Genomic DNA, 22,082 nt, shown 5'->3' on the forward strand with positions numbered 1-22,082 from the left:
GGTCGCCTCAGTCCGACCTCTCGTTGCCCAGCAGGGCCGCATTGTCCGCCCCCAGATGCGGCGTCGGCCCGGCCACCTTGCCCGGCGTTTTCGAGAACCATGTCGGCACGCCCGGATAGCGGATCGTGCCGACATCGCTCTCCACCTCCTCGAAAAAGCCGATGGCGTTGAGATGCGGATCGTCGAACAGCTCGTCGGTCGATTTCACCCGCGCGCAGGGGATTTGCAGCGGGGTGAGCAGATCGAGCCATTCCTGCGTGGTCCGCGTGGCGAAGGTTTCCGCCAGCAGCGCGTAGATCCGGTCGATATGCTTCGCGCGCTTCTTCAGCGTGTCGAATTCGTCGCTCTGCCACTCGGGCTGGATCGCCGCCATGAAGGCGTCCCAGTGCTTGTCGTTATAGACCAGTGCGGCGAGATATCCGTCCCGCGTCTTGTACGGGCGGCGCATGGGGGAAACCGCGCGGTGATAATGCGCCGGGCCGAGTGGTGGATCGAACAGCATCCCGCTGGCGTGTTCCACCAGCATGAAGCTCGACATCGCTTCGAACATGCCGATTTCGACTTCCTGCCCTTCGCCGGTGCGGGCGCGGTGGAACAACGCCGCCAGCGTGGCGTAGAGCCCGTGCAGACCGGCGATCTTGTCCGCCATGATCGTCGCGGCGAAGCCGGGTTCGCCGTTCATCAGCCCCTGCACGTGCGGGATGCCGCATTCGGCCTGGATGGTATCGTCATAGGCAGGCTTGTCGCCATCGGGGCCGCGCCGCGAATAGCCGTAGCAATTGGTATAGACGATATCGGGCTTGATCGCGCTGACCTTGGCGTAATCGAAGCCCAGCTTGGCAATCGCCTTGCCGCGCATCGAGTGGATGAACACGTCGGCCTCGGCGATCAGGCCGCGCAGGGCGTGCTTGTGCGCCTCGTTACGCAGGTCCAGTTCGACGCTCTTCTTGCCGCGATTGATATTGGTGAACACCCCGCCGAGGTCCTCGCTCGGTCCGACGTTGATATAGCGCGTGGCATCGCCGCCGGGCGCTTCGATCTTGATGACCTCCGCACCCAGATCGGCCATGACTTGAGTGGCATAGGGGCCGAACACCATCGACGTGAGATCGACGACCTTGATGCCGGCAAGCGGGCCGAAGGCAGTGAGTCTCACGGGGCGGACACGTAGGTAAGCATTGGCAGGGTAGCTTGTCGCTCGGGCATGATAGGATGGCGTGCTCTTCGCTTGTGTTGATCGGGCTGGAATGTCTATAGCCTGGCAACAAGTTTCAGTTGCAACGGATTTTTTGTCATGCGCCAGATCGATCATTTCATCGCCGGTGGGGCAGGTTCAGGCGGAACGGGCCGGACGCACAAGGTGTGGAACCCCTCGACGGGTGAAGTGCAGGCGGAGGTGGTGCTGGGCGATGCGGCGCTGCTCGATCTGGCGGTGGCGAAGGCGAAGGAAGTGCAGCCCGCCTGGGCGGCGACCAATCCGCAGCGCCGCGCGCGGGTGATGTTCAATTTCAAGCGCCTGCTCGAGGAGAACATGCAGGACCTCGCCGAACTGCTCGCCAGCGAACACGGCAAGGTGGTCGACGATGCCAAGGGCGACATCCAGCGCGGACTGGAAGTGATCGAGTTCGCCTGCGGCATCCCGCAGGCGCTGAAGGGCGAGTATTCCAACAGCGCCGGGCCGGGGATCGATGTCTATTCGATGCGCCAGCCGCTGGGCATCGGCGCGGGGATTACTCCGTTCAACTTCCCGGCGATGATCCCGATGTGGATGTTCGGCATGGCGATTGCGGCGGGCAATGCCTTCATATTGAAGCCGAGCGAACGCGATCCGAGCGTGCCGGTGCGATTGGCGCAGCTGTTCCTCGAAGCCGGAGCGCCCGAAGGCCTGTTGCAGGTTGTGCACGGCGACAAGGAAATGGTCGATGCGATCCTCGATCATCGCGATATTGCCGCGGTCAGCTTCGTCGGCTCGTCCGACATCGCCCAGTACGTTTACAGTCGCGGCGTGGCGGCGGGCAAGCGGGTGCAGGCGATGGGCGGGGCGAAGAACCACGGCGTCATCATGCCCGATGCCGATCTCGACCAGGCAGTGAACGACCTGATGGGCGCGGCCTTTGGCTCAGCAGGCGAGCGCTGCATGGCGCTGCCGGTGGTGGTGCCGGTGGGCGAGGAGACGGCGGAGCGGCTGCGCGCCAAGCTGGTCCCGGCGATCCACGCGCTGCGGGTGGGCGTGTCGAGCGATCCGCAGGCGCATTACGGCCCGGTCGTCACCCCCGAACACAAGGCGCGGGTGGAGAAGTGGATCGACACTGCCGAGGCCGAAGGCGGCGAGATCGTCGTCGACGGGCGCGGGTTCAGCCTGCAAGGTTTCGAGAAGGGCTTCTTCGTCGGGCCGACGCTGATCGATCACGTCACCACCGACATGGAAAGCTACAGGGAAGAGATCTTCGGCCCCGTCCTCCAGATCGTCCGCGCGAGGGACTTCGAGCACGCGCTGCGGCTCCCCAGCGAGCACCAGTACGGCAACGGCGTCGCGATCTTCACCCGCAACGGCCACGCCGCGCGCGAGTTCGCGCACCGGGTGAACGTCGGAATGGTCGGCATCAACGTGCCGATCCCGGTGCCGGTGAGCTACCACAGCTTCGGCGGCTGGAAGCGCTCGGGCTTCGGCGATGCCGACCAGTACGGCATGGAAGGCCTGCGGTTCTGGACCAAGGCCAAGAAGGTCACCCAGCGCTGGCCCGATGGCGGCGGCGACGGATCGAACGCGTTCCTCATTCCGACGATGGGGTAGGCGGCCTTTAAAGCGCGCCTTCGGCCAGCATGCTGGCCGCCGCATCGGCAGCGCGCGCGCTCAGCGCCATGTAGGTGAGCGAGGGGTTCTGGCAGCCGCTGCTGGCCATGGCCGCGCCGTCGGTGACGAACAGGTTGGGCACATCGTGCGCCTGGTTCCACTTGCCGAGCACCGAGTTCGACGGATCGGTGCCCATCCGCGCGGTACCCATTTCGTGGATGCCGAGCCCGAACTTGCCCGGTCCCTGCGACTGGCTGAGCACCGTGCCGCCCGCCGCTTCCATCATCGCCCGCCCGTCTTCGAGGATCTTGTCCGCCATCTTGTATTCGTTGGCCCCGAATTCGGCGTCGATATGCGGGATCGGCATCCCCCACTGGTCCTTCTCGGTCGCCGAGAGGGTGACGCGATTGGTCTCGTAAGGCAGCACTTCGCCGAACCCCGCAAAGACCACGATCCACGGCCCCAGTTCGCGTGCGCGCTGTTTCAGTTCGGCACCGATGCCGATCTGGCCGATGGCAGCGCCCGGCCCGCCGGTACGCTGGGCACCACCCTGGTAGCCGTAACCGCGGACGAATTCCTCTTCCTGCGCACCGACATTGCGGAACCGCGGGATATAGATGCCGCCCGGTCGTCGCCCGAAGTAATAGCTGTTCGGCCCGTTGGGCAGGATGCCCACCGTACCGAGCGCGTAGAGATGATCCATGAGATTGCGCCCGACCTGGTCTGACGAGTTGGCCAGCCCGCGCGGGAACATCTCCGATGTCGAATTGAGCAGGATCGACGCCGTGCCGATGGTGGAGGCGCAGCTGAACACGATCTTCGCTTCGTAGGTCGTCCCTACCTTGGTGTTGCGATCGATCACCCGGACCCCGGTGACGCGGTTGGTGACCGGATCGTGGACGATCGAATCGACAATCGCATCGTGGACGATGGTGAGATTGCCGGTCGCCTGCGCGGCGGGCAGCGAAGTCGAGAGGCTGGAGTGATAGGCACCGAAGCTGCACCCGCGCTCGCAGATCGAGCGGTTCTGGCACGGTGCGCGTCCCTGCGCCCGCTGTTCGGGGGTGGGGTCGCTCAGGTTGGCGACTCGCGCGGGGATGACCTTGCGGCGCCCGTCGAAACTGGCTTCGATCCGTTCCTTCACCTGCACTTCGGCATCGTTCAAGGCGAACGGCGGCAGGAATTCGCCATCGGGCAATTGGGCCAGCCCTTCCTGCGAACCCGAAACGCCGATGAAACTTTCGACATGGCTGTACCACGGCGCGAGGTCTTCGTAGCGGATCGGCCAGTCGGAGCCGTGCCCGTCGCGCGCATTGGCTTCGAAATCCATCGCCGAAAGGCGGTAGGTCTGGCGGCCCCACATCAGCGAGCGGCCGCCGGTGTGATAGCCGCGAATCCAGCTGAACGGCTTGTCGGCGGGGGTGGTGTAGGGGTGATCCGAATCCTTGACGAAGAACTGTTTGGTCAGGTTGTTCACCGCATAGCATTCGCGTTGCACCGCGTAGTCGGTGGCGAGCTCCACTTCGGGCACCCGCATGGCGTTCTCGGCGGCCCACGGCATGACGCTGTCCTTGTAGTCGGCGCGGTGGCGCACCTCGTTGCCGCGTTCCAGCACCAGCACTTTCAGCCCGCGTTCGCACAATTCCTTGGCGGCGATCCCGCCGCTCATGCCCGAACCGATGACGATTGCATCAAACATGGTCGATTGTTCCTTCGGCTTCAGAGCGAGGCGCCGGCCAGCGGCCGGGTGTCAGGAGTGACGGGGGTGGACGGTTGCCATGCGCCGGGCACGTGGGTGTAGATGATCTCCTGCGTCATCGCCGCTTCCGACAGGTAGTAGAGCGTGACGATCAGATCCTTGAGCCGGCCGTAGACCGGATCGGTCGGGGTGGAGACGGGGGTGGTGTAGTTGTAGCGTACCGGCCCGCTCGGCTGCATCGCCTGCGCATCGTGCGCGCGCAGCAGGCGTTCCTGCTCCTGCGGCGAGACCGCGGCGAAGGAGCGCCCGTCCTCCGGCAGCGCATCGACATCGGCCAGCACCCGCTCGAAACCGGCGCGCGTCTCGGGCGAGGCCCAGGTCGAGAGCATCCCTTCCAGTCGCTCCGGAACTCCGGCTTCGACGGCTCCGGGCGTATCGGTTTGCGGGATGATCTGCCCGGCCATCGCGGTCAGCACCGCCATCTGCTGCGCGGTGAGCGGGCCGGTGCCGACAGGTTCGGGCTGGAGCGCGAAGGCATCCATGCTTTGGCAGGCGCTGGCGGCGGCGCTGGCGCCGAGCAGCAGCAACGCGCGGCCCATCAGGCTGCGGCGGTTCATGTTCGCCATGCTTTCTATCGACATCGCTCTTGTCCTCTTCCCTTCGCCCCTTGGCGGGCGTTCAACTGTTGTCCCAGCATTCGCGAATGTAGCGGTAGCCTTGCGTGTACACTTCTTCCGGACTGGCGAAGAAATCGCGCCAGACCTTGGTGGCGGCGGCGAGTGCGGGGACGCCGCGCCCGAAGGCTTCGATGGTCAGCCAGCCGTCGTATTGCAGTTCCCTGAGCACCGCGATGGCCTCGCGGATTTTGGCGTGGCCGCTGCCGGGAGTGCCCCGGTCGTTCTCCGAGATGTGCACATGCGCCAGATAGCCCGCCGCGTGGACCTGGCGCAGCGCTGCCAGCGGGTCCTTCTCCTCGATATGCGCGTGGAAGGTATCGTAGAGAATGCCGAAGCCGGGCGCGTCCACATTGCGGCAATGGGCCACGGTCTGCTCGGAAGTGTTGAGCAGGTAGGCTTCGAAGCGGTTGAGATTTTCCAGCGCACAGGTCACGCCCGCCGCGCGCGCCAGCGGGGCGACAATGCGGTGGACTTCGGCGCAGCGCTCCAGCTCTTCGGGCTGCGGGCGGTCTCCGGTGAATTCTCCCAGCGGCTGGAAATAGGGGCCGACCATCGCTTGCGCGCCCAAGGCGTGGCAGCAGTCGATGGCGCGGCTGAGGTGGTCGACCGCGCCCTGCCGGTGCGCCGCATCGGGCGAGGCCGGATTATGCGCACCATCGGGAATAACGACAGAAGCCGTGCGCTCCAGCCCCAGATCGTCGAGCACGCCCCCCAGCCAGCGGTAATGACCGGGCACTTCGGCGTCGAACATCGGCACTTCCACCCCGTCGAATCCGGTCGCTTTCAGTGCCTGCAAAACGGGCACCAGCTCTTCGCCGACGTGCCCAGTCCACAGCAGCATGTTGATGCCGATTTTCACTCCGCAGGGACTGCTGTCGAAGGACTACCCAGTGCACCGCGGCGGCGTTCGAGGTACCACACTGCCCCGAAAATCACGAACAGGATCGCCGGGATAATCGCGATGGTCTGGAACGAGACCTCGGAAGCGTAACCGAGCACGTCCTGCATTTCCGGAGTGCCGGCAGCCATCGCATTGAAGGCCGTTTCACCTCCCGCACGCTCCAGCTTGGCCTTGTCGTAGATCGCGCCCAGTTGCGGCAGCACGAAATAGATCGCCAGCGCCCCGGCAAAGCCGATCAGGCCGATGCCCCATGGTCCGCTGTCCGGGTAACGACGCGAAACCGCCGCCATCATCGTCGGCCACATGAAGCACACCCCGAATGCCCATAGCGTTGCTGCGACGAGTGCGGTGAAGGGCGAATTGGCCGTGCTGAGCAGGTAGAGTCCGATCCCCGCGGGTACCGTGCACATCCACAGCAGCCCCATGTCTGAGAACTTCCGGTCGAGCGCGCCAGCAAAATGTCGCATCACGAACATGATCGCAGAGACATAGACCAGCACCAGCACGCCGGGCATTCCCGCCGTGTTGGACAAGGTGACATCGACCCAGGCACCCGGAGCCAGTTCGGCAGAAGCGGTAAGGAACATCAGCAGGAAGAACACCCAGAACGTCGGGCGCTTGAACGGCTCCTTGATCATGTTGCCGAAGCTGACACCGCGCGCGGTGCTTTCGGTTTGCGGGAACGGATGCCGCAGCGCCCAGAGGCCGCACAGGACGCCCGGCACGATGGGCAGGGCAATCAGCACTTCCCAGGCCACGCCCGACTGGTTGAACAGGAACACGCTGAGCAATCCGCCAACGATCAGCCCGGCAGGCCACCAGGCATGCAGGCTGTTCAACCGCCCGGTCTTGTCATCGGGATAGAGCGTGGCAGTGACAGGGTTGATGGACGCTTCGGTCGCACCCCAGCCGAAGCCCCAGATCACCATCGCCACGTTGAGCAGCAGGTAAACCGAACTGCCGGCATTGCCCGCCAGCAATACCAGCACCGGCCCGATCACGAAGCAGGTGGCGGCGAACAGCACGATCTTGCGCGCACCGATCTTGTCGAGCAGCGGACTGATCACCAGCAGGCTGAGAGCAAAGCCGAGGAACGAACTGCCCAGCACCGTGCCGAGCATTTCGCCAGATCGACCCGGATCGAGCGGATCGAGCAGCGCCGCTTTCATCGCCCCGGATACGCCCACGCGCACCGAGTTGGAAAGCGCGGCGGTGAACAGCGCCAGTACGCAGATCCAGTAGATTGCCGAGCGGTTGAAAACCGCCCCCGCCTTTGTTGCCATCGCTTGTACTCCCCTCCGGTGCCCGGATTGTTATAGTTCTAGATTGCCAGCACTTGCCGGATCAGATCCGGGTCCGAACCGCCCCCGGCGAAATCGTCGAAGGCGCTTTCGGCCTTGCGGATCAGGTGCTTGGCAATGAACGGCGCGCCCTCGGCAGCGCCCTGTTCGGGATGCTTGAGTGCGCATTCCCATTCGAGCACTGCCCAGCCAGCGTATCCGTACTGCGTCAGCTTGCTGAAAATGCCGGTGAAATCCACCTGCCCGTCGCCCAGCGAGCGGAACCGGCCGGGGCGGTCTTCCCACGACTGGTAACCGCCGTAAACGCCCGAACGCCCGGTCGGATTGAACTCGGCATCCTTGACGTGGAAGGCCTTGATGCGTTCGTGATAGATGTCGATGAAAGCCAGGTAATCGAGCTGCTGCAGCACGAAGTGGCTGGGATCGTAGAGGATATTGGCGCGCGGGTGATCGTCCACTGCAGCGAGGAACCGCTCGAATGTCACCCCGTCGTGGAGGTCTTCGCCCGGATGCAACTCGTAACAGGCGTTGACGCCGTTCTCCTCGAACTGGTCGAGGACCGGCTTCCACCGCCGCCCCAGTTCGGCAAAGGCTTCATCCACCAGCCCGGCGGGGCGCTGCGGCCACGGATAGACCAGGTGCCACATCAGCGCGCCGGAGAAGGTCGCGTGGCTGGTGCAGCCGAACCGGCGGCTGGCCCGTGCCGCCAAGCCCATCTGCTCCACCGCCCAGGCGGTGCGCGCTTCGACATTGCCGTGCACCTGCGTCGGAGCGAACCCATCGAATAATCGGTCGTAGGCCGGGTGGCTGGCGACCAGCTGGCCTTGCAAATGGGTCGAAAGCTCGGTCACTTCGACGCCGTTCTGCGCGCAAATGCCCTTCACCTCATCGACATAGTCCTGGCTTTCGGCAGCCTTTTCCAGATCGAACAGCCGCCCGTCCCATGTCGGGATCTGCACCCCCTTGTAGCCGAGATCGCCCATATACCTGGTGATCGCGTCGAGCGAGTTGAACGGCGCGGTGTCACCGGCGAACTGGGCGAGAAAGATGGCGGGGCCTTTGATCATCGGGTCCTCTCAGATGTTCGTCCATGCCGCGTTGTTGCGGCTCGATTCGATGGCGGCAGAAATGAAGCGCATCCCCGCCAGCGTGTCTTCCACTGTGGCATAGCCCGGTTCATCGCCCGCAGGCACTTCGCCGCGCAGGGCCTTGCCGAAAGCGGCGTAGATATTGGCGAAGGCTTCCAGATAGCCCTCCGGATGCCCCGCCGGGGTGCGCTGGATCGCCAGCACATCCTCCGCCAGATAGGCGCGGTTGCCGCCTGCATTCCAGATCTCGGTGGGCCGGTCGCGATAGCCGACGCGCATCGTGTTCGGCTCTTCCTGCCGCCAATGCAGCCCGGCTTCTTCGCAGTACACAGAGATGGCGAGATCGTTGATGTCGCCGACCAGCACCTGGCTCGCCACCAGCGTGCCCTTGCCGCCGCCCGAAAGGTGGAACAGCGCCGCGCCGTCATCGTCGATCTGCCGCCCGTCGAGCATGGTCAGCTCGGCAGCGATCCGGGTGATCCGCTCGCCAGTGATGAATTCGGCAAGATTTGCCGCATGGGTGCCGATGTCGCCGAACGCGCCCGCTGCGCCCGACTGCGCCGGATCGACGCGCCACGCGGCCTGCTTGTTGCCTTCGAGATCCGACGCGCGGCTGAGCCAGTCCTGCGTGTACTTGACCGAGACCCGCCGGACCTTGCCGAACTGGCCCGATGCCACCATCCGCCGCGCCTGCTTGACCAGCGGATAGCCGGTATAGGTATGCGTCACTGCCACCCTGCGCCCCGTGCGCGCTGCGGCATCGGCGATAGCCCGCGCGTTTTCCAGACTATCCGCCAAGGGCTTGTCGATGATGACATCGAATCCTGCCTCCAGCGCGCTGATCGCGGGCGCTGCGTGCATGTGGTTGGGGGTGACAATGGAGACCGCCTCGATCCGCACATCGGCGGGCAGGGCGGCTTCGCGCTCGAGCATTTCCTGCCACGATCCATAGGTCCGGTCTGCCGCCAGCCCCAGTTCCGCGCCCGAAGCCCGCGCTTTCTCCGGCGTGGAGGACAACGCACCCGCGACCAGATCCCAGTTGCCCGCGATCCGCGCGGCGATGCGGTGCACCCCGCCGATAAAAGCGCCCTGACCGCCGCCGATCATGCCATAACGAATCTTGTTCATTGCGCCGCTTCCTCTGCCGCTGCCTCGGCAACGACCGGCGCGGTGCCACAGGCCTCGCCTTCCAGCTTCATCGACCAGCGCAGCGCGTCCTGCAACAGCGTGACATACTCCGGCTCGGCAAAGCTTTGCGGCGTGTGCCCCAGTGCCGAATAGAGCACCCGCCCTGAGCCCGCACAGCGCCACCAGATAATCGGATGATCCGCACCCATCGCCAGCTCGGTGCCGAAGAAACTGCCCGGATCATAAGTGCTCTCGTCCAGCGTCGCCAGCGCGGAGACCCCCGGCACGTCGCGCGGCGAGCGGTCGAATGAATACCATTCGTCGGTCCGCACCCACTCGGCTTCGAGATGATCGGTGGCCGGATGCATCCGGTCCTCGATCCGCACGGTGGCCTGCTGGAATTGGGGGTCCATCGGATGGCCGGTGAAAGTGGTGCCGATGATGTCGGTCATGTACCAGCTCCACGCCTCGTGCGAATTGTCGCCCGCCGCATGGACGCCGACATAGCCGCCGCCGCTTTCGAGAAAGCTCTGGAACGCCGCGCGCTGGTCGGGCGTGAACACATCGCCGCTGACATTGTTGAACACCACCGCGTCGAACTGGCTGAGAATTTCGGGCGAGAAGGCTGCGCCGTTCTCGGTGTGGAAATAGCCCCAGCCGTTGTCCGCCGCCAGCCGCTCGAAAAGCGCATTGGCAGCCGGGATCGCATCAACATGGCGATAGGCATTGGTCTTGGAGAATACGAGGATTGCGGGGCGAGGGAGCTCATCTGGCAGAACAGGAGCCTCGGTATCGTGGTCCTGCGCTTCCTGAAGCAATGGTCGCGATGATGCGTCAGCAGTACGCGGCAGGCCGACGGCGAAGACTGCCAGCGCCAGCAACACGAATATCAGGAGCACCCGCTTCCAGCCGAATCTGCGTGTCACCTGCTGAAATCCTCCCGCCTGTGCCCGGTCTGCTCCACCCCATGCGAAACGCCGGTCATCCTGCCCGGTTCTAGTGCCAACTTACCGCAACAGCGGCAAGGACCTCGACGAATCCGGATGCTCTCTATCGATGATAGCGCTACCGCGATGCAAGAATAGATTTACAGTTGGACAAAACAGCGGCGTTTGCGGCGGGCGGAACCTGAACGAACCGAGAGCGGCATCAATGCGTCGCCGGGCGCAATCGGCTAAAGCGTGCCCCTGCGCCTACCCGATCGGGAGTGCTGGCCTTCACAGGATGAAACTCGTCTCCGCCAGGTTGATCGTGCCGTCAAGGCGGATGGCGTAGTCGGCCAAAGCATCGCCATCGACGTCCATAAAGATCATCGTGTTGCTCCCGACATGCTCCCAGCGCAGCTCCCCTGCGGTGCCCGAAAAGGCATCGCTGCCGATGTAATCGAAGGCATCGTCCGCGCCGCCGAGGATCGCATCGACGGCAGAGAGATCGATCTTGTCCCCTTCCGCCCTGCTGAAGTCGGTGATCCGGTCCGCAGTGTTGGCAGCCAGTCCGGCAAAGTCGCCGTCATCGAAAGCGAACACGTCTGCCCGCAGGCCGCCGGTCATTACATCGCGATTGGCACCGCCGATCAGCAGGTCCACCCCGTCGCCGCCATCAAGGATGTCGGCCCCGTCCTCGCCGTGCAGCGTATCACTGTTGGCCTCCCCGCGCAGTGTATCGCTGCCGGCACCCCCAAACAGGATGTCATTGCCGATACCACCGAGGATCAGGTCATTGCCGCCATCGCCGTGGAGAGTATCAATGTTGGTGCCGCCATTGATGATGTCGTCGCCTTCGCCGCCGTGGATGGTGTCTTCGCCCCCGTTGCCGAGCAGCCGGTCCGCGCCGTTGCCGCCATCGATAATGTCGGCCGTGTTACTGCCCGAGATGGTATCGTCTCCACCGAGCCCGGAAAGCGTTGCGCCAGCACTTCCGCCGAATATCCGGTTGGCGAGTGAATTGCCGGTGCCGACGGTGGCGGCAGCTCCGGCCAGCCTTAGATCCTCGACATGGAGGCCTAGCGCGTAGTTCACTGCCGAGCGGACGATGTCGATGCCTTCGCCTTCCAGTTCGGCAACCAAATCGCCGGCCTCGAACACGAAATAGGTATCGTCACCCGCGCCGCCGCGCATGACATCATTGCCGAGCCCGCCATTGAGGAAGTCGTCGCCCGCCCCGCCGACCAGCAGGTCACCCCCGCCCAGTCCGGTCAGCACGCTGCCGAGCGCGGCGTTGGCGACCAGTTCGTTGGCCTGCTGGTTGCCGCGCAGTTCAGTGGCGGTCCCGGCCAGTTCGAAGGCCTCGAAATGGGAATATAGCGCGGCACTGGCGAAGAAATTCAGCGAACTGATGATCCGGTCGAAGCCCTCACCTGCAAACTCGGCTGCAACGTCACCGGCACTGTCGATCAGATAGGTATCGTCGCCCAGGCCGCCCACCAAAGTATCGTCGCCAGTTCCACCGTCGAGCGTGTCGTCGCCGTCATTGCCGAACAGCGTATCGTTGCCGTCCAGCCCGTAAATGATATCATCGGTTGCTGCGCCGTTGATGGTGTTGCTGGTCGCCAGACGATCGGTGATCTGGCCATCGCCCGGGTCCGCATTGATCGGGGTGTTCAATTCGCGCGGGTCGAGGATTTCGGTGTAAATCTCGCCGTTTTCCCAGCTCACCAGAATGCGCCCGTCCGTGGTCAGGCTGGCGGAGAAATCGCCGATATTGCCGCCAGCGCCGTCTGCATCGTTGCTGATGATAATAGTGACGCCGACCTGGCCACCGTTATTGCCGCGCACGCCGAGCAGGCGGCCCACGGTATCGTCGCGGAACACGGTGTAATAGCCACCATCCTCCAGCGCGACCAGTTCCATCGTGCTGAAATTGAGCGAGGCATTATTGGTGATAATGAACTCAGGCACCGAACTGGTGCCATCCTCGTTCAGGATGCGTCCGCGAATGTCGCCGCTTTCCACCCAGGCGATCAGCAGGCGGTTATCCGCCAGTTGCACGATGCGCGGACCGCTGTCGTCAGCGCCATCGGGCACGGAGATGCCGTTGATCAGCACGCCGTTGCTGCCATTGGCGTTGCTCAGCCGCAATTCGATAGTGCGTTCGGCCACACCGCCAAAGGTATCGCTCTCGACATAGACCGTCGCAAAGCCGCCGTTGTTGAGCGCGACGGTGCGCGGCTCCGCAATGTTTTCGTTATCGTTAATGACTGCAAACCCGTCTTCCCGCAGCACCACTTCGCCACCTACTTGTGTGCCGGTCGCAGTGAATTTCCGACCGGCAAGATCCTGATTGGTGCCGTCGTCCCGCTCGTAAGTGACGAAGAAGCTGCCGTCCGATTGCACCGCGACGCTGGGATTGGAGTAGGTGAAGCCATTGCCCGCGGAATCGGAGACGGCAAAGTCCTGACCGGTTCGCGTACCGGCTGCATCGTAAATGCCGAAGATCAGATCGGTGTCATCAGCATTCGCGAAAGTGTAGACCATCACGAACCCGCCATCGGGTGTCGCGGCGACGGAGTTGAGGACTTCCTGCCGCGAAAACCCGAAAAAATTGTTCAGGAACAGCGATCCGGTGATCGGCTGCCCCAGCGCATTGAAAATCACCCCGACAATATCGGTGCCAGTCCCGTTGGCTACCACATCGTTGTCATCTTCCCAGACCACCAGAAAATTGCCGTTCGCCAGCGCGACCACGCGCGGATCGGCCTGCGCATTGGTGGTGACGGGATTGGTGATGGATTCCTGCAACCAGGTTGTCGGCGTAATCATTGCTTGTTCCCCCTCGAACGGTGCCAGTGGTTTGCCGATGCGCATTATAGCGGAACGAACGGCGAAAGCACAACCTGCTCGCCCATGGGCAGGTTATTCTAAAGAGGCTGGGTAAATGAGAGGGGGTTATTGGCCAATGGAGATCGAGCTAAGCTGGCCGGATGCGAGAAGATCCACGCACTTACGGCTCATCTCCATGTCCCTTCCATGGAAGCGCGGGCCATCTCTTCCAAGTCATTGAAAAGATGGTGGGCGCGGCAGGGATTGAACCTGCGACCCCACCCGTGTGAAGGGTGGGAAAACGGCCTTTGGCGGACATAGACGTATTGAAAACCCTTATTAAACAGTTGCCAGTGTCCGCCAATGCCCGCATATGTTTTTCATGTTTTTTTCATGGATTTTGTAGCGGGGGTGGAATGCCGAATTTGAGTCGGATTGGAGAACGCGAAAAGCTGAAGCCAAGGGCTGGGGACGAGCCGCACTGGCAGCGGTTGCGGCAGGGTTGCTACGTCGGCTTCCGCCCGTCCAAGAAAGGCAGCACCGGCAAGTGGTTTGCCCGCGCCTATGATCCGGATACCAACCGCTATTCGCGCAAGCCGCTTGGCGACTATGGTTCGCTGTCCGGTCATGAGGTTTTTACACAGGCCAAGATCGATGCCGAAGCGTGGGCCGAGACGGTCGAAAGCGGCGGCGTGCGTGCCCGTGAACTGGTGACCGTTGCCGATGCCTGCGAAGCCTATCTGAAAGAAAAGCCCGGATCGATTGCCGAGGGCGTGTTCCGGCGGCACGTGTATGCCGATCCTATCGCCAAGTTAAAACTGGACAAGTTGCGGCGGCACCATCTGCGCAGTTGGCGCAAGCGGCTGGAGCAAGCCCCGGCGCTGATCACCCGCAACAAGGATGGCGACAAACGCACCAAGGAACGGTCAAAATCCACCGTCAATCGCGATATGGTGCCGCTGCGCGCTGCTCTTGGGCAGGTGCTCAAACCCGGTGCGCCGAATACCGATGCAGCATGGCAAGAGGCGCTGCGCCCGTTTAAAGGTGCTGACAAGCGCCGGGAACTGTATCTCGACCGGGCTGAACGCACTCGCCTGATTGATGCCAGCGGCGATGATGCACAGCCGTTCATCAGAAGCCTTTGCCTGTTGCCGCTGCGCCCCGGCGCGCTGGCAGGGCTGACAGTGCGCGACTTCGACAAGCGCACCCGCACGCTCACCATCGGCAAGGACAAGAGCGGCAACCCACGCCAGATGACCATGCCGCAAGCCATCGCCGATTTTTTCACTGCGCAGGTCAAGGGCAAGCTGCCAGCCGCGCCGATTTTTGCACGGGCCAGCGGCGATGCGTGGAACAAGGATGCTTGGAAATACCCGGTCAAGGATGCGGTGACAGCGGCTGGCCTTCCAGGAGCTGTTTCAGCCTACACCCTGCGCCATAGCGTCATCACCGACCTGATCCGCGCCCGCCTGCCAATCCTTACAGTGGCGCAGCTATCGGGCACCAGCGTTGCCATGATTGAACGACACTATGGCCATCTGGTGCGCGATGATGCCGAAGATGCGCTGGCAAGCATCGCGATATAGAGCGCTCTCACTCAACGCAGGCTTTCTGTTTGGCCTAGACTGCCTTCACAGGATAAAACTAGCCTCCGCGAGGTTGATCGTGCCGTCCAGCCGAATGGCGTAGTCGGCGAGCGCATCGCCGTCGACGTCCATGTAGATCATCGTGTTGCTGCCGACGTGCGCCCAGCGCAGTTCGCCCGCCGTGCCCGAGAAGGCATCGCTGCCGATGTAATCGAAGGCATCGTCTGTGCCGCCCAGGATCGCATCGACGGCGGACAGATCGATCCTGTCGCCCTGCGCCACGGTGAAGTCGATGATCCGGTCGGCGGTGTTGGCCGCCAACCCGGCAAAGTCGCCGTCATCGAACGCAAACACGTCTGCGCGGAGGCCGCCGGTCATCACATCGCGGTCCGCCCCGCCGATCAACCGGTCCACCCCGTCGCCGCCATCAAGGATGTCGGCCCCGTCCTCGCCGTGCAGCACATCGCTGTTGGCCTCGCCGCGCAGCGTATCGTTGCCGGTGCCGCCGTAGAGAATGTCATTGCCGATCCCGCCCAGGATCAGGTCATCACCGCCATCGCCGTAGAGGGTATCGATATTGGTGCCGCCATTGATGATGTCGTTACCGTCGCCACCGTGGATGCTGTCCTCGCCGCCATTGCCAAGCAGCCGGTCGACGCCGTTGCCGCCAAGGATGGTGTCGGCCGTGTTGCTGCCATAGATCGTATCATCGCCATCGAGCCCCGAGAGCGTCGCGCCGGCACTCCCGCCGTAGATCCGGTTGGCCAGCGCATTGCCGGTGCCCACCGTGGCCAGGGCTCCGGCCAGCCGCAGGTCCTCCAGGTTGGCGCCAAGGGTGTAGTTGACGCCCGAGCGGACGTAATCGATCCCTTCGCCCGCCAGTTCGGCAATCACGTCACCTGCTTCGTAGACGAAATAGCTGTCGTCCCCGCCGCCGCCGCGCATCTCGTCATTACCCGATCCGCCGTTCAGGAGATCGTTTCCGGCCCCGCCCAAAAGCAGGTCATCGCCGCCAAGAGCGTTGAGCAGGCTGCCGAGCGTGGCATTGGCGACAAGTTCGTTGGCCAGTTGGTTGCCGCGCAACTGGGAGGCCGAACCGGCGAGGCCGAACGCTTCGATGTTGCCATATCGAGAAGGGTTCGCGGAGAAATCGATCGAGCTGATGATCCGGTCGAACCCCTCGTTCTCCAGCTCGGTTACGACGTCACCGATGCTGTCGATGGAGAAGGTGTCGTTGCCCAGGCCACCCACCATCGTGTCACTGCCGGTGCCGCCGTCGAGTGTGTCGTTGCCTTGGCCACCGGTCAGTTGATCATCGCCAATCAAGCCGAAGATGAGGTCGTCGACTACATCGGTCCCATTGAGGGTATCGTTACCGCTGGTGCCGGCGATGGCGACGAATATGCCTGGCGCGAAGCTGGAGGTGGAGAGGGTAAGGAGGCCATCGAAGCGGATGACCATGTCGGTCTCGTCGTAGACGTTGTCGCGGTCGGTATCGCCGATGAGGTAGGTGTTGCCGCCCGACTGGACGGTCCAGAACTGGGCCACTTCGCTGCCGAGGTCGGCCCCGGGCAGGGTAGCGCCGATCACGAACAGCGAGGGGTCCATCGCCCCGCGGAAGATCAGCGAGGGGTAGAGCGGGAACTCGGGCAGGCGCCCGCCGGGGACATTGTAGATCTCGATCCGGTCGCCGTCGGCTTCGTTGAAGTCGGTGATCCGGTCGTTCTGGGCAGAGGTGCTGGCAAGGTTGATCTGGAAGCGGTCGGCGCCCGCGCCGCCGGTGGCCACCTGGGTGCCGGTGGTGTCCTTGAAGTAGGTCGAGTGCAGTTCGACCAGATCGTCGCCGTCACCGCCCAACAGGGTGAAGGTGCGCCCTGCGGTGCCGCCGCCGCTGATGGAGTCGTTGCCGATCCCGCCCTCGAGCGTGCCGCCGCCGCCGTGGATGTACATGGTGTCGTTGCCGGCACCGCCATAGAAGGTGTTGGTTGCGGTCGCCTCGGCATAGAGGATGCTCAGCGAGTCGTTGCCGTCCTCGCCGTAGAAGGTGTTGTTGCCGCCACCGCCGGTGAAGGCAAAGTAACCCTCGATCAGCGTGTCGTCGTCGGCACCGCCGTAGAGCACGTCGTCGCCCGCGCCGCCCTCGACACGGTCGTTGCCGAACCCGCCCGATACCGTATCGTTGCCCTCCTGGCCGAAGACAGAGTCGGCATCGTCGCCGCCATCGAGCGTGTCGTTGTCCGCCCCGCCATACAGCGTGTCGGTCCCGACCCCGCCGATCAGCGTGTCCCCGCCCGCCTCGCCATGGAGCACGTCGTTGCCCGTCCCACCGGTCAGGCCATCGACACCAGCACCGCCGTAGACGGTATCGTTGCCCGCGCCGGCATCGACAGTATCGTCGCCATCGCCGGCGTAGATAGCATCGTTGCCTTCGAGGCCGTTGATCGTGTCATCGCCGGCTACGGCATAAATCTGATCGTTGCCGCTGGTCCCATTGAGGGTATCGTTGCCGCTGGTGCCGGCGATGGCGACGAATATGCCTGGCGCGAAGCTGGAGGTGGAGAGGGTAAGGAGGCCATCGAAGCGGATGACCATGTCGGTCTCGTCGTAGACGTTGTCGCGGTCGGTATCGCCGATGAGGTAGGTGTTGCCGCCCGACTGGACGGTCCAGAACTGGGCCACTTCGCTGCCGAGGTCGGCCCCGGGCAGGGTAGCGCCGATCACGAACAGCGAGGGGTCCATCGCCCCGCGGAAGATCAGCGAGGGGTAGAGCGGGAACTCGGGCAGGCGCCCGCCGGGGACATTGTAGATCTCGATCCGGTCGCCGTCGGCTTCGTTGAAGTCGGTGATCCGGTCGTTCTGGGCAGAGGTGCTGGCAAGGTTGATCTGGAAGCGGTCGGCGCCCGCGCCGCCGGTGGCCACCTGGGTGCCGGTGGTGTCCTTGAAGTAGGTCGAGTGCAGTTCGACCAGATCGTCGCCGTCACCGCCCAACAGGGTGAAGGTGCGCCCTGCGGTGCCGCCGCCGCTGATGGAGTCGTTGCCGATCCCGCCCTCGAGCGTGCCGCCGCCGCCGTGGATGTACATGGTGTCGTTGCCGGCACCGCCATAGAAGGTGTTGGTTGCGGTCGCCTCGGCATAGAGGATGCTCAGCGAGTCGTTGCCGTCCTCGCCGTAGAAGGTGTTGTTGCCGCCACCGCCGGTGAAGGCAAAGTAACCCTCGATCAGCGTGTCGTCGTCGGCACCGCCGTAGAGCACGTCGTCGCCCGCGCCGCCCTCGACACGGTCGTTGCCGAACCCGCCCGATACCGTATCGTTGCCCTCCTGGCCGAAGACAGAGTCGGCATCGTCGCCGCCATCGAGCGTGTCGTTGTCCGCCCCGCCATACAGCGTGTCGGTCCCGACCCCGCCGATCAGCGTGTCCCCGCCCGCCTCGCCATGGAGCACGTCGTTGCCCGTCCCACCGGTCAGGCCATCGACACCAGCACCGCCGTAGACGGTATCGTTGCCCGCGCCGGCATCGACAGTATCGTCGCCATCGCCGGCGTAGATAGCATCGTTGCCTTCGAGGCCGTTGATCGTGTCATCGCCGGCTACGGCATAAATCTGATCGTCGCCGCTGGTCCCATTGAGGGTATCGTTACCGCTGGTGCCGGCGATGGCGACGAATATGCCTGGCGCGAAGCTGGAGGTGGAGAGGGTAAGGAGGCCATCGAAGCGGATGACCATGTCGGTCTCGTCGTAGACGTTGTCGCGGTCGGTATCGCCGATGAGGTAGGTGTTGCCGCCCGACTGGACGGTCCAGAACTGGGCCACTTCGCTGCCGAGGTCGGCCCCGGGCAGGGTAGCGCCGATCACGAACAGCGAGGGGTCCATCGCCCCGCGGAAGATCAGCGAGGGGTAGAGCGGGAACTCGGGCAGGCGCCCGCCGGGGACATTGTAGATCTCGATCCGGTCGCCGTCGGCTTCGTTGAAGTCGGTGATCCGGTCGTTCTGGGCAGAGGTGCTGGCAAGGTTGATCTGGAAGCGGTCGGCGCCCGCGCCGCCGGTGGCCACCTGGGTGCCGGTGGTGTCCTTGAAGTAGGTCGAGTGCAGTTCGACCAGATCGTCGCCGTCACCGCCCAACAGGGTGAAGGTGCGCCCTGCGGTGCCGCCGCCGCTGATGGAGTCGTTGCCGATCCCGCCCTCGAGCGTGCCGCCGCCGCCGTGGATGTACATGGTGTCGTTGCCGGCACCGCCATAGAAGGTGTTGGTTGCGGTCGCCTCGGCATAGAGGATGCTCAGCGAGTCGTTGCCGTCCTCGCCGTAGAAGGTGTTGTTGCCGCCACCGCCGGTGAAGGCAAAGTAACCCTCGATCAGCGTGTCGTCGTCGGCACCGCCGTAGAGCACGTCGTCGCCCGCGCCGCCCTCGACACGGTCGTTGCCGAACCCGCCCGATACCGTATCGTTGCCCTCCTGGCCGAAGACAGAGTCGGCATCGTCGCCGCCATCGAGCGTGTCGTTGTCCGCCCCGCCATACAGCGTGTCGGTCCCGACCCCGCCGATCAGCGTGTCCCCGCCCGCCTCGCCATGGAGCACGTCGTTGCCCGTCCCACCGGTCAGGCCATCGACACCAGCACCGCCGTAGACGGTATCGTTGCCCGCGCCGGCATCGACAGTATCGTCGCCATCGCCGGCGTAGATAGCATCGTTGCCTTCGAGGCCGTTGATCGTGTCATCGCCGGCTACGGCATAAATCTGATCGTCGCCGCTGGTCCCATTGAGGGTATCGTTGCCGCTGGTGCCGGCGATGGCGACGAATATGCCTGGCGCGAAGCTGGAGGTGGAGAGGGTAAGGAGGCCATCGAAGCGGATGACCATGTCGGTCTCGTCGTAGACGTTGTCGCGGTCGGTATCGCCGATGAGGTAGGTGTTGCCGCCCGACTGGACGGTCCAGAACTGGGCCACTTCGCTGCCGAGGTCGGCCCCGGGCAGGGTAGCGCCGATCACGAACAGCGAGGGGTCCATCGCCCCGCGGAAGATCAGCGAGGGGTAGAGCGGGAACTCGGGCAGGCGCCCGCCGGGGACATTGTAGATCTCGATCCGGTCGCCGTCGGCTTCGTTGAAGTCGGTGATCCGGTCGTTCTGGGCAGAGGTGCTGGCAAGGTTGATCTGGAAGCGGTCGGCGCCCGCGCCGCCGGTGGCCACCTGGGTGCCGGTGGTGTCCTTGAAGTAGGTCGAGTGCAGTTCGACCAGATCGTCGCCGTCACCGCCCAACAGGGTGAAGGTGCGCCCTGCGGTGCCGCCGCCGCTGATGGAGTCGTTGCCGATCCCGCCCTCGAGCGTGCCGCCGCCGCCGTGGATGTACATGGTGTCGTTGCCGGCACCGCCATAGAAGGTGTTGGTTGCGGTCGCCTCGGCATAGAGGATGCTCAGCGAGTCGTTGCCGTCCTCGCCGTAGAAGGTGTTGTTGCCGCCACCGCCGGTGAAGGCAAAGTAACCCTCGATCAGCGTGTCGTCGTCGGCACCGCCGTAGAGCACGTCGTCGCCCGCGCCGCCCTCGACACGGTCGTTGCCGAACCCGCCCGATACCGTATCGTTGCCCTCCTGGCCGAAGACAGAGTCGGCATCGTCGCCGCCATCGAGCGTGTCGTTGTCCGCCCCGCCATACAGCGTGTCGGTCCCGACCCCGCCGATCAGCGTGTCCCCGCCCGCCTCGCCATGGAGCACGTCGTTGCCCGTCCCACCGGTCAGGCCATCGACACCAGCACCGCCGTAGAGAGTGTCATTACCATCCCCGCCGCTCAGCTGGTCATCTCCCGAAATGCCATAAGCGATGTTGTTGCCAGCATTGCCGACGTAGACATCATTTCCTGCAGTGCCGCGCCAGACGAGGAAGTTGTTGACGAAATCATCCTGCGTGAGACTGCTGATCCCGTTGAGGTAAATCACCATGTCGACTTCGGACAACTGGCCATCGTCGTTGGCATCGACCCAGACCTCGACCCGGGATTGAGCAGCATTGTACTGCCAGACGACGTCAACGAGCCCATCGCCCACGAATTCCGACGGCATCTGCACGCCCGTGGCGCCGACGGTGAAGCTCTGGGCAGCAAGATTGAATACGAGCGGAAGGTTACCATTGAGACTGGGCAGATTGATCAGATCCCCACCGGCTACCCCGGCACCCTCGAAGTCGGTGATCACATCGACTGTAGACGGCGAACTCTCGGAGCGGGGGATGCCAAAGCCGAAGGTGTAGGTATCGTTCCCGGCGCCGCCGGTCATCGTGTCGGCTCCGAGGCCGCCGGCAATCACGTCATTGCCGTCACCGCCAACAATCGTGTCGGAACCTTCACCTGCGGAAATGGTGTCGTTGCCTGAGCCTCCCGATATGTAATCGTTGCCGACGCCGGTGGTCAGCGTGTCGTCGCCGTTCTCTCCGTACAGGAAGTTGTTGCCGTCGCCGCCATCGAGCTGGTCGTTGCCTTCGCCCCCGTACAGCGTATCGTCTCCGGCTTCGCCGTAGATAAAGTCGGTTAGTGCGCTACCTTGCGCAAAATCGTTGCCGAAGCCGAGATAGAGTGTCCACACTCCGCCTCCGACCGTGACCGAATCGTTGCCGCTTCCCAGCCGGATCGTGCCCCGTTCGATGTTCGTGATGGATGTCGACCCGGCAAAGTTCGCCGACCCGCCCGACGACAAGGTGACCGTTGAAGCTACAGCCAGCGCGGTAAGATCGAGATAGACAAAGTCGTATCCGCCAATTGTGTGCGTGCCACCGTCAGCAGTATCGCCAGCCGATACGTAGAACGTATCGTCGCCCGCTCCGCCGTTCATGACATCGGCCCCGGCGCCGCCATCTAGCGAATCGTTGCCGTCCCCGCCGTTCAGGGTGTCGTTGCCCCCATCACCGTAGAGGGTGTCGTTTCCGCCGAGGCCGTTGAGCGTATCATCGCCGAGATCGCCCCGGATGACGTCCGCATTCTCCGTGCCGTCGAGCGTGTCACTGTTTATGGTGCCCTGAATGTCTGCCATGTGCGACCCCCTATTATCAATCATCGGGCTCGAACTGGCCCGGTACAAATCGTGCGACAAATGCCCCGCATTGCGTGTCGTATTGACGGGCAAGAGGCGGCACGCCCCCCGTGCCACCACTCGCACTCTATGAGATACT

At 63.9% G+C, this 22,082-nt stretch carries 12 protein-coding genes and 1 tRNA gene; 2 read left to right on the top strand and 11 right to left on the bottom strand.

Annotation, left to right across the window (positions count from 1 at the left end; translation table 11 throughout):
* Positions 1 to 7: 7 nt before the first annotated feature.
* The gene (locus JY451_10310) at positions 8 to 1,312 is read right to left on the bottom strand and encodes a CoA transferase (protein ID QZH74133.1); all 1,305 of its coding nucleotides are present in this window, start codon (positions 1,310 to 1,312) and stop codon (positions 8 to 10) included.
* On the opposite strand from JY451_10310, the gene JY451_10315 reads away from it, so the two are divergent.
* Positions 1,295 to 2,794, top strand: a complete 1,500-nt coding sequence (locus JY451_10315) for a CoA-acylating methylmalonate-semialdehyde dehydrogenase (GenBank protein QZH74134.1) — start codon at positions 1,295 to 1,297, stop codon at positions 2,792 to 2,794. The genes JY451_10310 and JY451_10315 overlap by 18 nt on opposite strands.
* Before the next feature lie 7 nt (positions 2,795 to 2,801).
* Here JY451_10315 and JY451_10320 read toward each other — a convergent pair whose 3' ends face one another.
* The 9 genes from JY451_10320 to JY451_10360 all read right to left on the bottom strand — a co-directional run bounded on the left by JY451_10320 (position 2,802) and on the right by JY451_10360 (position 13,715).
* On the bottom strand, positions 2,802 to 4,493 hold the full coding sequence (locus JY451_10320; GenBank protein QZH74135.1) for a GMC family oxidoreductase: 1,692 nt from the start codon (positions 4,491 to 4,493) through the stop codon (positions 2,802 to 2,804).
* A gap of 20 nt (positions 4,494 to 4,513) precedes the next feature.
* A complete protein-coding gene (locus JY451_10325) occupies positions 4,514 to 5,134 on the bottom strand; it encodes a gluconate 2-dehydrogenase subunit 3 family protein (protein ID QZH74136.1) in 621 nt (206 codons plus the stop codon).
* A 37-nt stretch (positions 5,135 to 5,171) separates the two neighbouring features.
* Positions 5,172 to 6,029 carry a sugar phosphate isomerase/epimerase gene (locus tag JY451_10330; protein QZH74137.1) on the bottom strand — a complete coding sequence of 286 codons (858 nt, stop codon included), beginning with the start codon at positions 6,027 to 6,029 and terminating at the stop codon, positions 5,172 to 5,174.
* On the bottom strand, positions 6,026 to 7,354 hold the full coding sequence (locus JY451_10335; protein ID QZH74138.1) for an MFS transporter: 1,329 nt from the start codon (positions 7,352 to 7,354) through the stop codon (positions 6,026 to 6,028). Before JY451_10335 ends, JY451_10330 begins: the two co-directional genes overlap by 4 nt.
* Positions 7,355 to 7,392: 38 nt before the next feature.
* Positions 7,393 to 8,439 carry a sugar phosphate isomerase/epimerase gene (locus tag JY451_10340; protein ID QZH74139.1) on the bottom strand — a complete coding sequence of 349 codons (1,047 nt, stop codon included), beginning with the start codon at positions 8,437 to 8,439 and terminating at the stop codon, positions 7,393 to 7,395.
* 9 nt (positions 8,440 to 8,448) lie between these two features.
* Positions 8,449 to 9,579, bottom strand: coding sequence for a Gfo/Idh/MocA family oxidoreductase (locus tag JY451_10345; GenBank protein QZH76679.1), 1,131 nt, complete (start codon positions 9,577 to 9,579; stop codon positions 8,449 to 8,451).
* Positions 9,580 to 9,584: 5 nt separating this feature from the next.
* On the bottom strand, positions 9,585 to 10,514 hold the full coding sequence (locus JY451_10350; protein ID QZH74140.1) for a ThuA domain-containing protein: 930 nt from the start codon (positions 10,512 to 10,514) through the stop codon (positions 9,585 to 9,587).
* 291 nt (positions 10,515 to 10,805) lie between these two features.
* Positions 10,806 to 13,346 carry a hypothetical protein gene (locus tag JY451_10355; GenBank protein QZH74141.1) on the bottom strand — a complete coding sequence of 847 codons (2,541 nt, stop codon included), beginning with the start codon at positions 13,344 to 13,346 and terminating at the stop codon, positions 10,806 to 10,808.
* A gap of 246 nt (positions 13,347 to 13,592) precedes the next feature.
* Positions 13,593 to 13,715: transfer RNA gene (locus JY451_10360), tRNA-Val, on the bottom strand.
* A 47-nt stretch (positions 13,716 to 13,762) separates the two neighbouring features.
* On the opposite strand from JY451_10360, the gene JY451_10365 reads away from it, so the two are divergent.
* Positions 13,763 to 14,932 carry a tyrosine-type recombinase/integrase gene (locus JY451_10365; GenBank protein QZH74142.1) on the top strand — a complete coding sequence of 390 codons (1,170 nt, stop codon included), beginning with the start codon at positions 13,763 to 13,765 and terminating at the stop codon, positions 14,930 to 14,932.
* A gap of 45 nt (positions 14,933 to 14,977) precedes the next feature.
* On the opposite strand, the gene JY451_10370 is transcribed toward JY451_10365, so the two are convergent.
* The gene (locus JY451_10370; GenBank protein QZH74143.1) at positions 14,978 to 21,967 is read right to left on the bottom strand and encodes a hypothetical protein; all 6,990 of its coding nucleotides are present in this window, start codon (positions 21,965 to 21,967) and stop codon (positions 14,978 to 14,980) included.
* Between the last annotated feature and the right edge of the window lie 115 nt (positions 21,968 to 22,082).

This window comes from Erythrobacter sp., from assembly GCA_019739335.1.
GTDB lineage: Bacteria > Pseudomonadota > Alphaproteobacteria > Sphingomonadales > Sphingomonadaceae > Alteraurantiacibacter.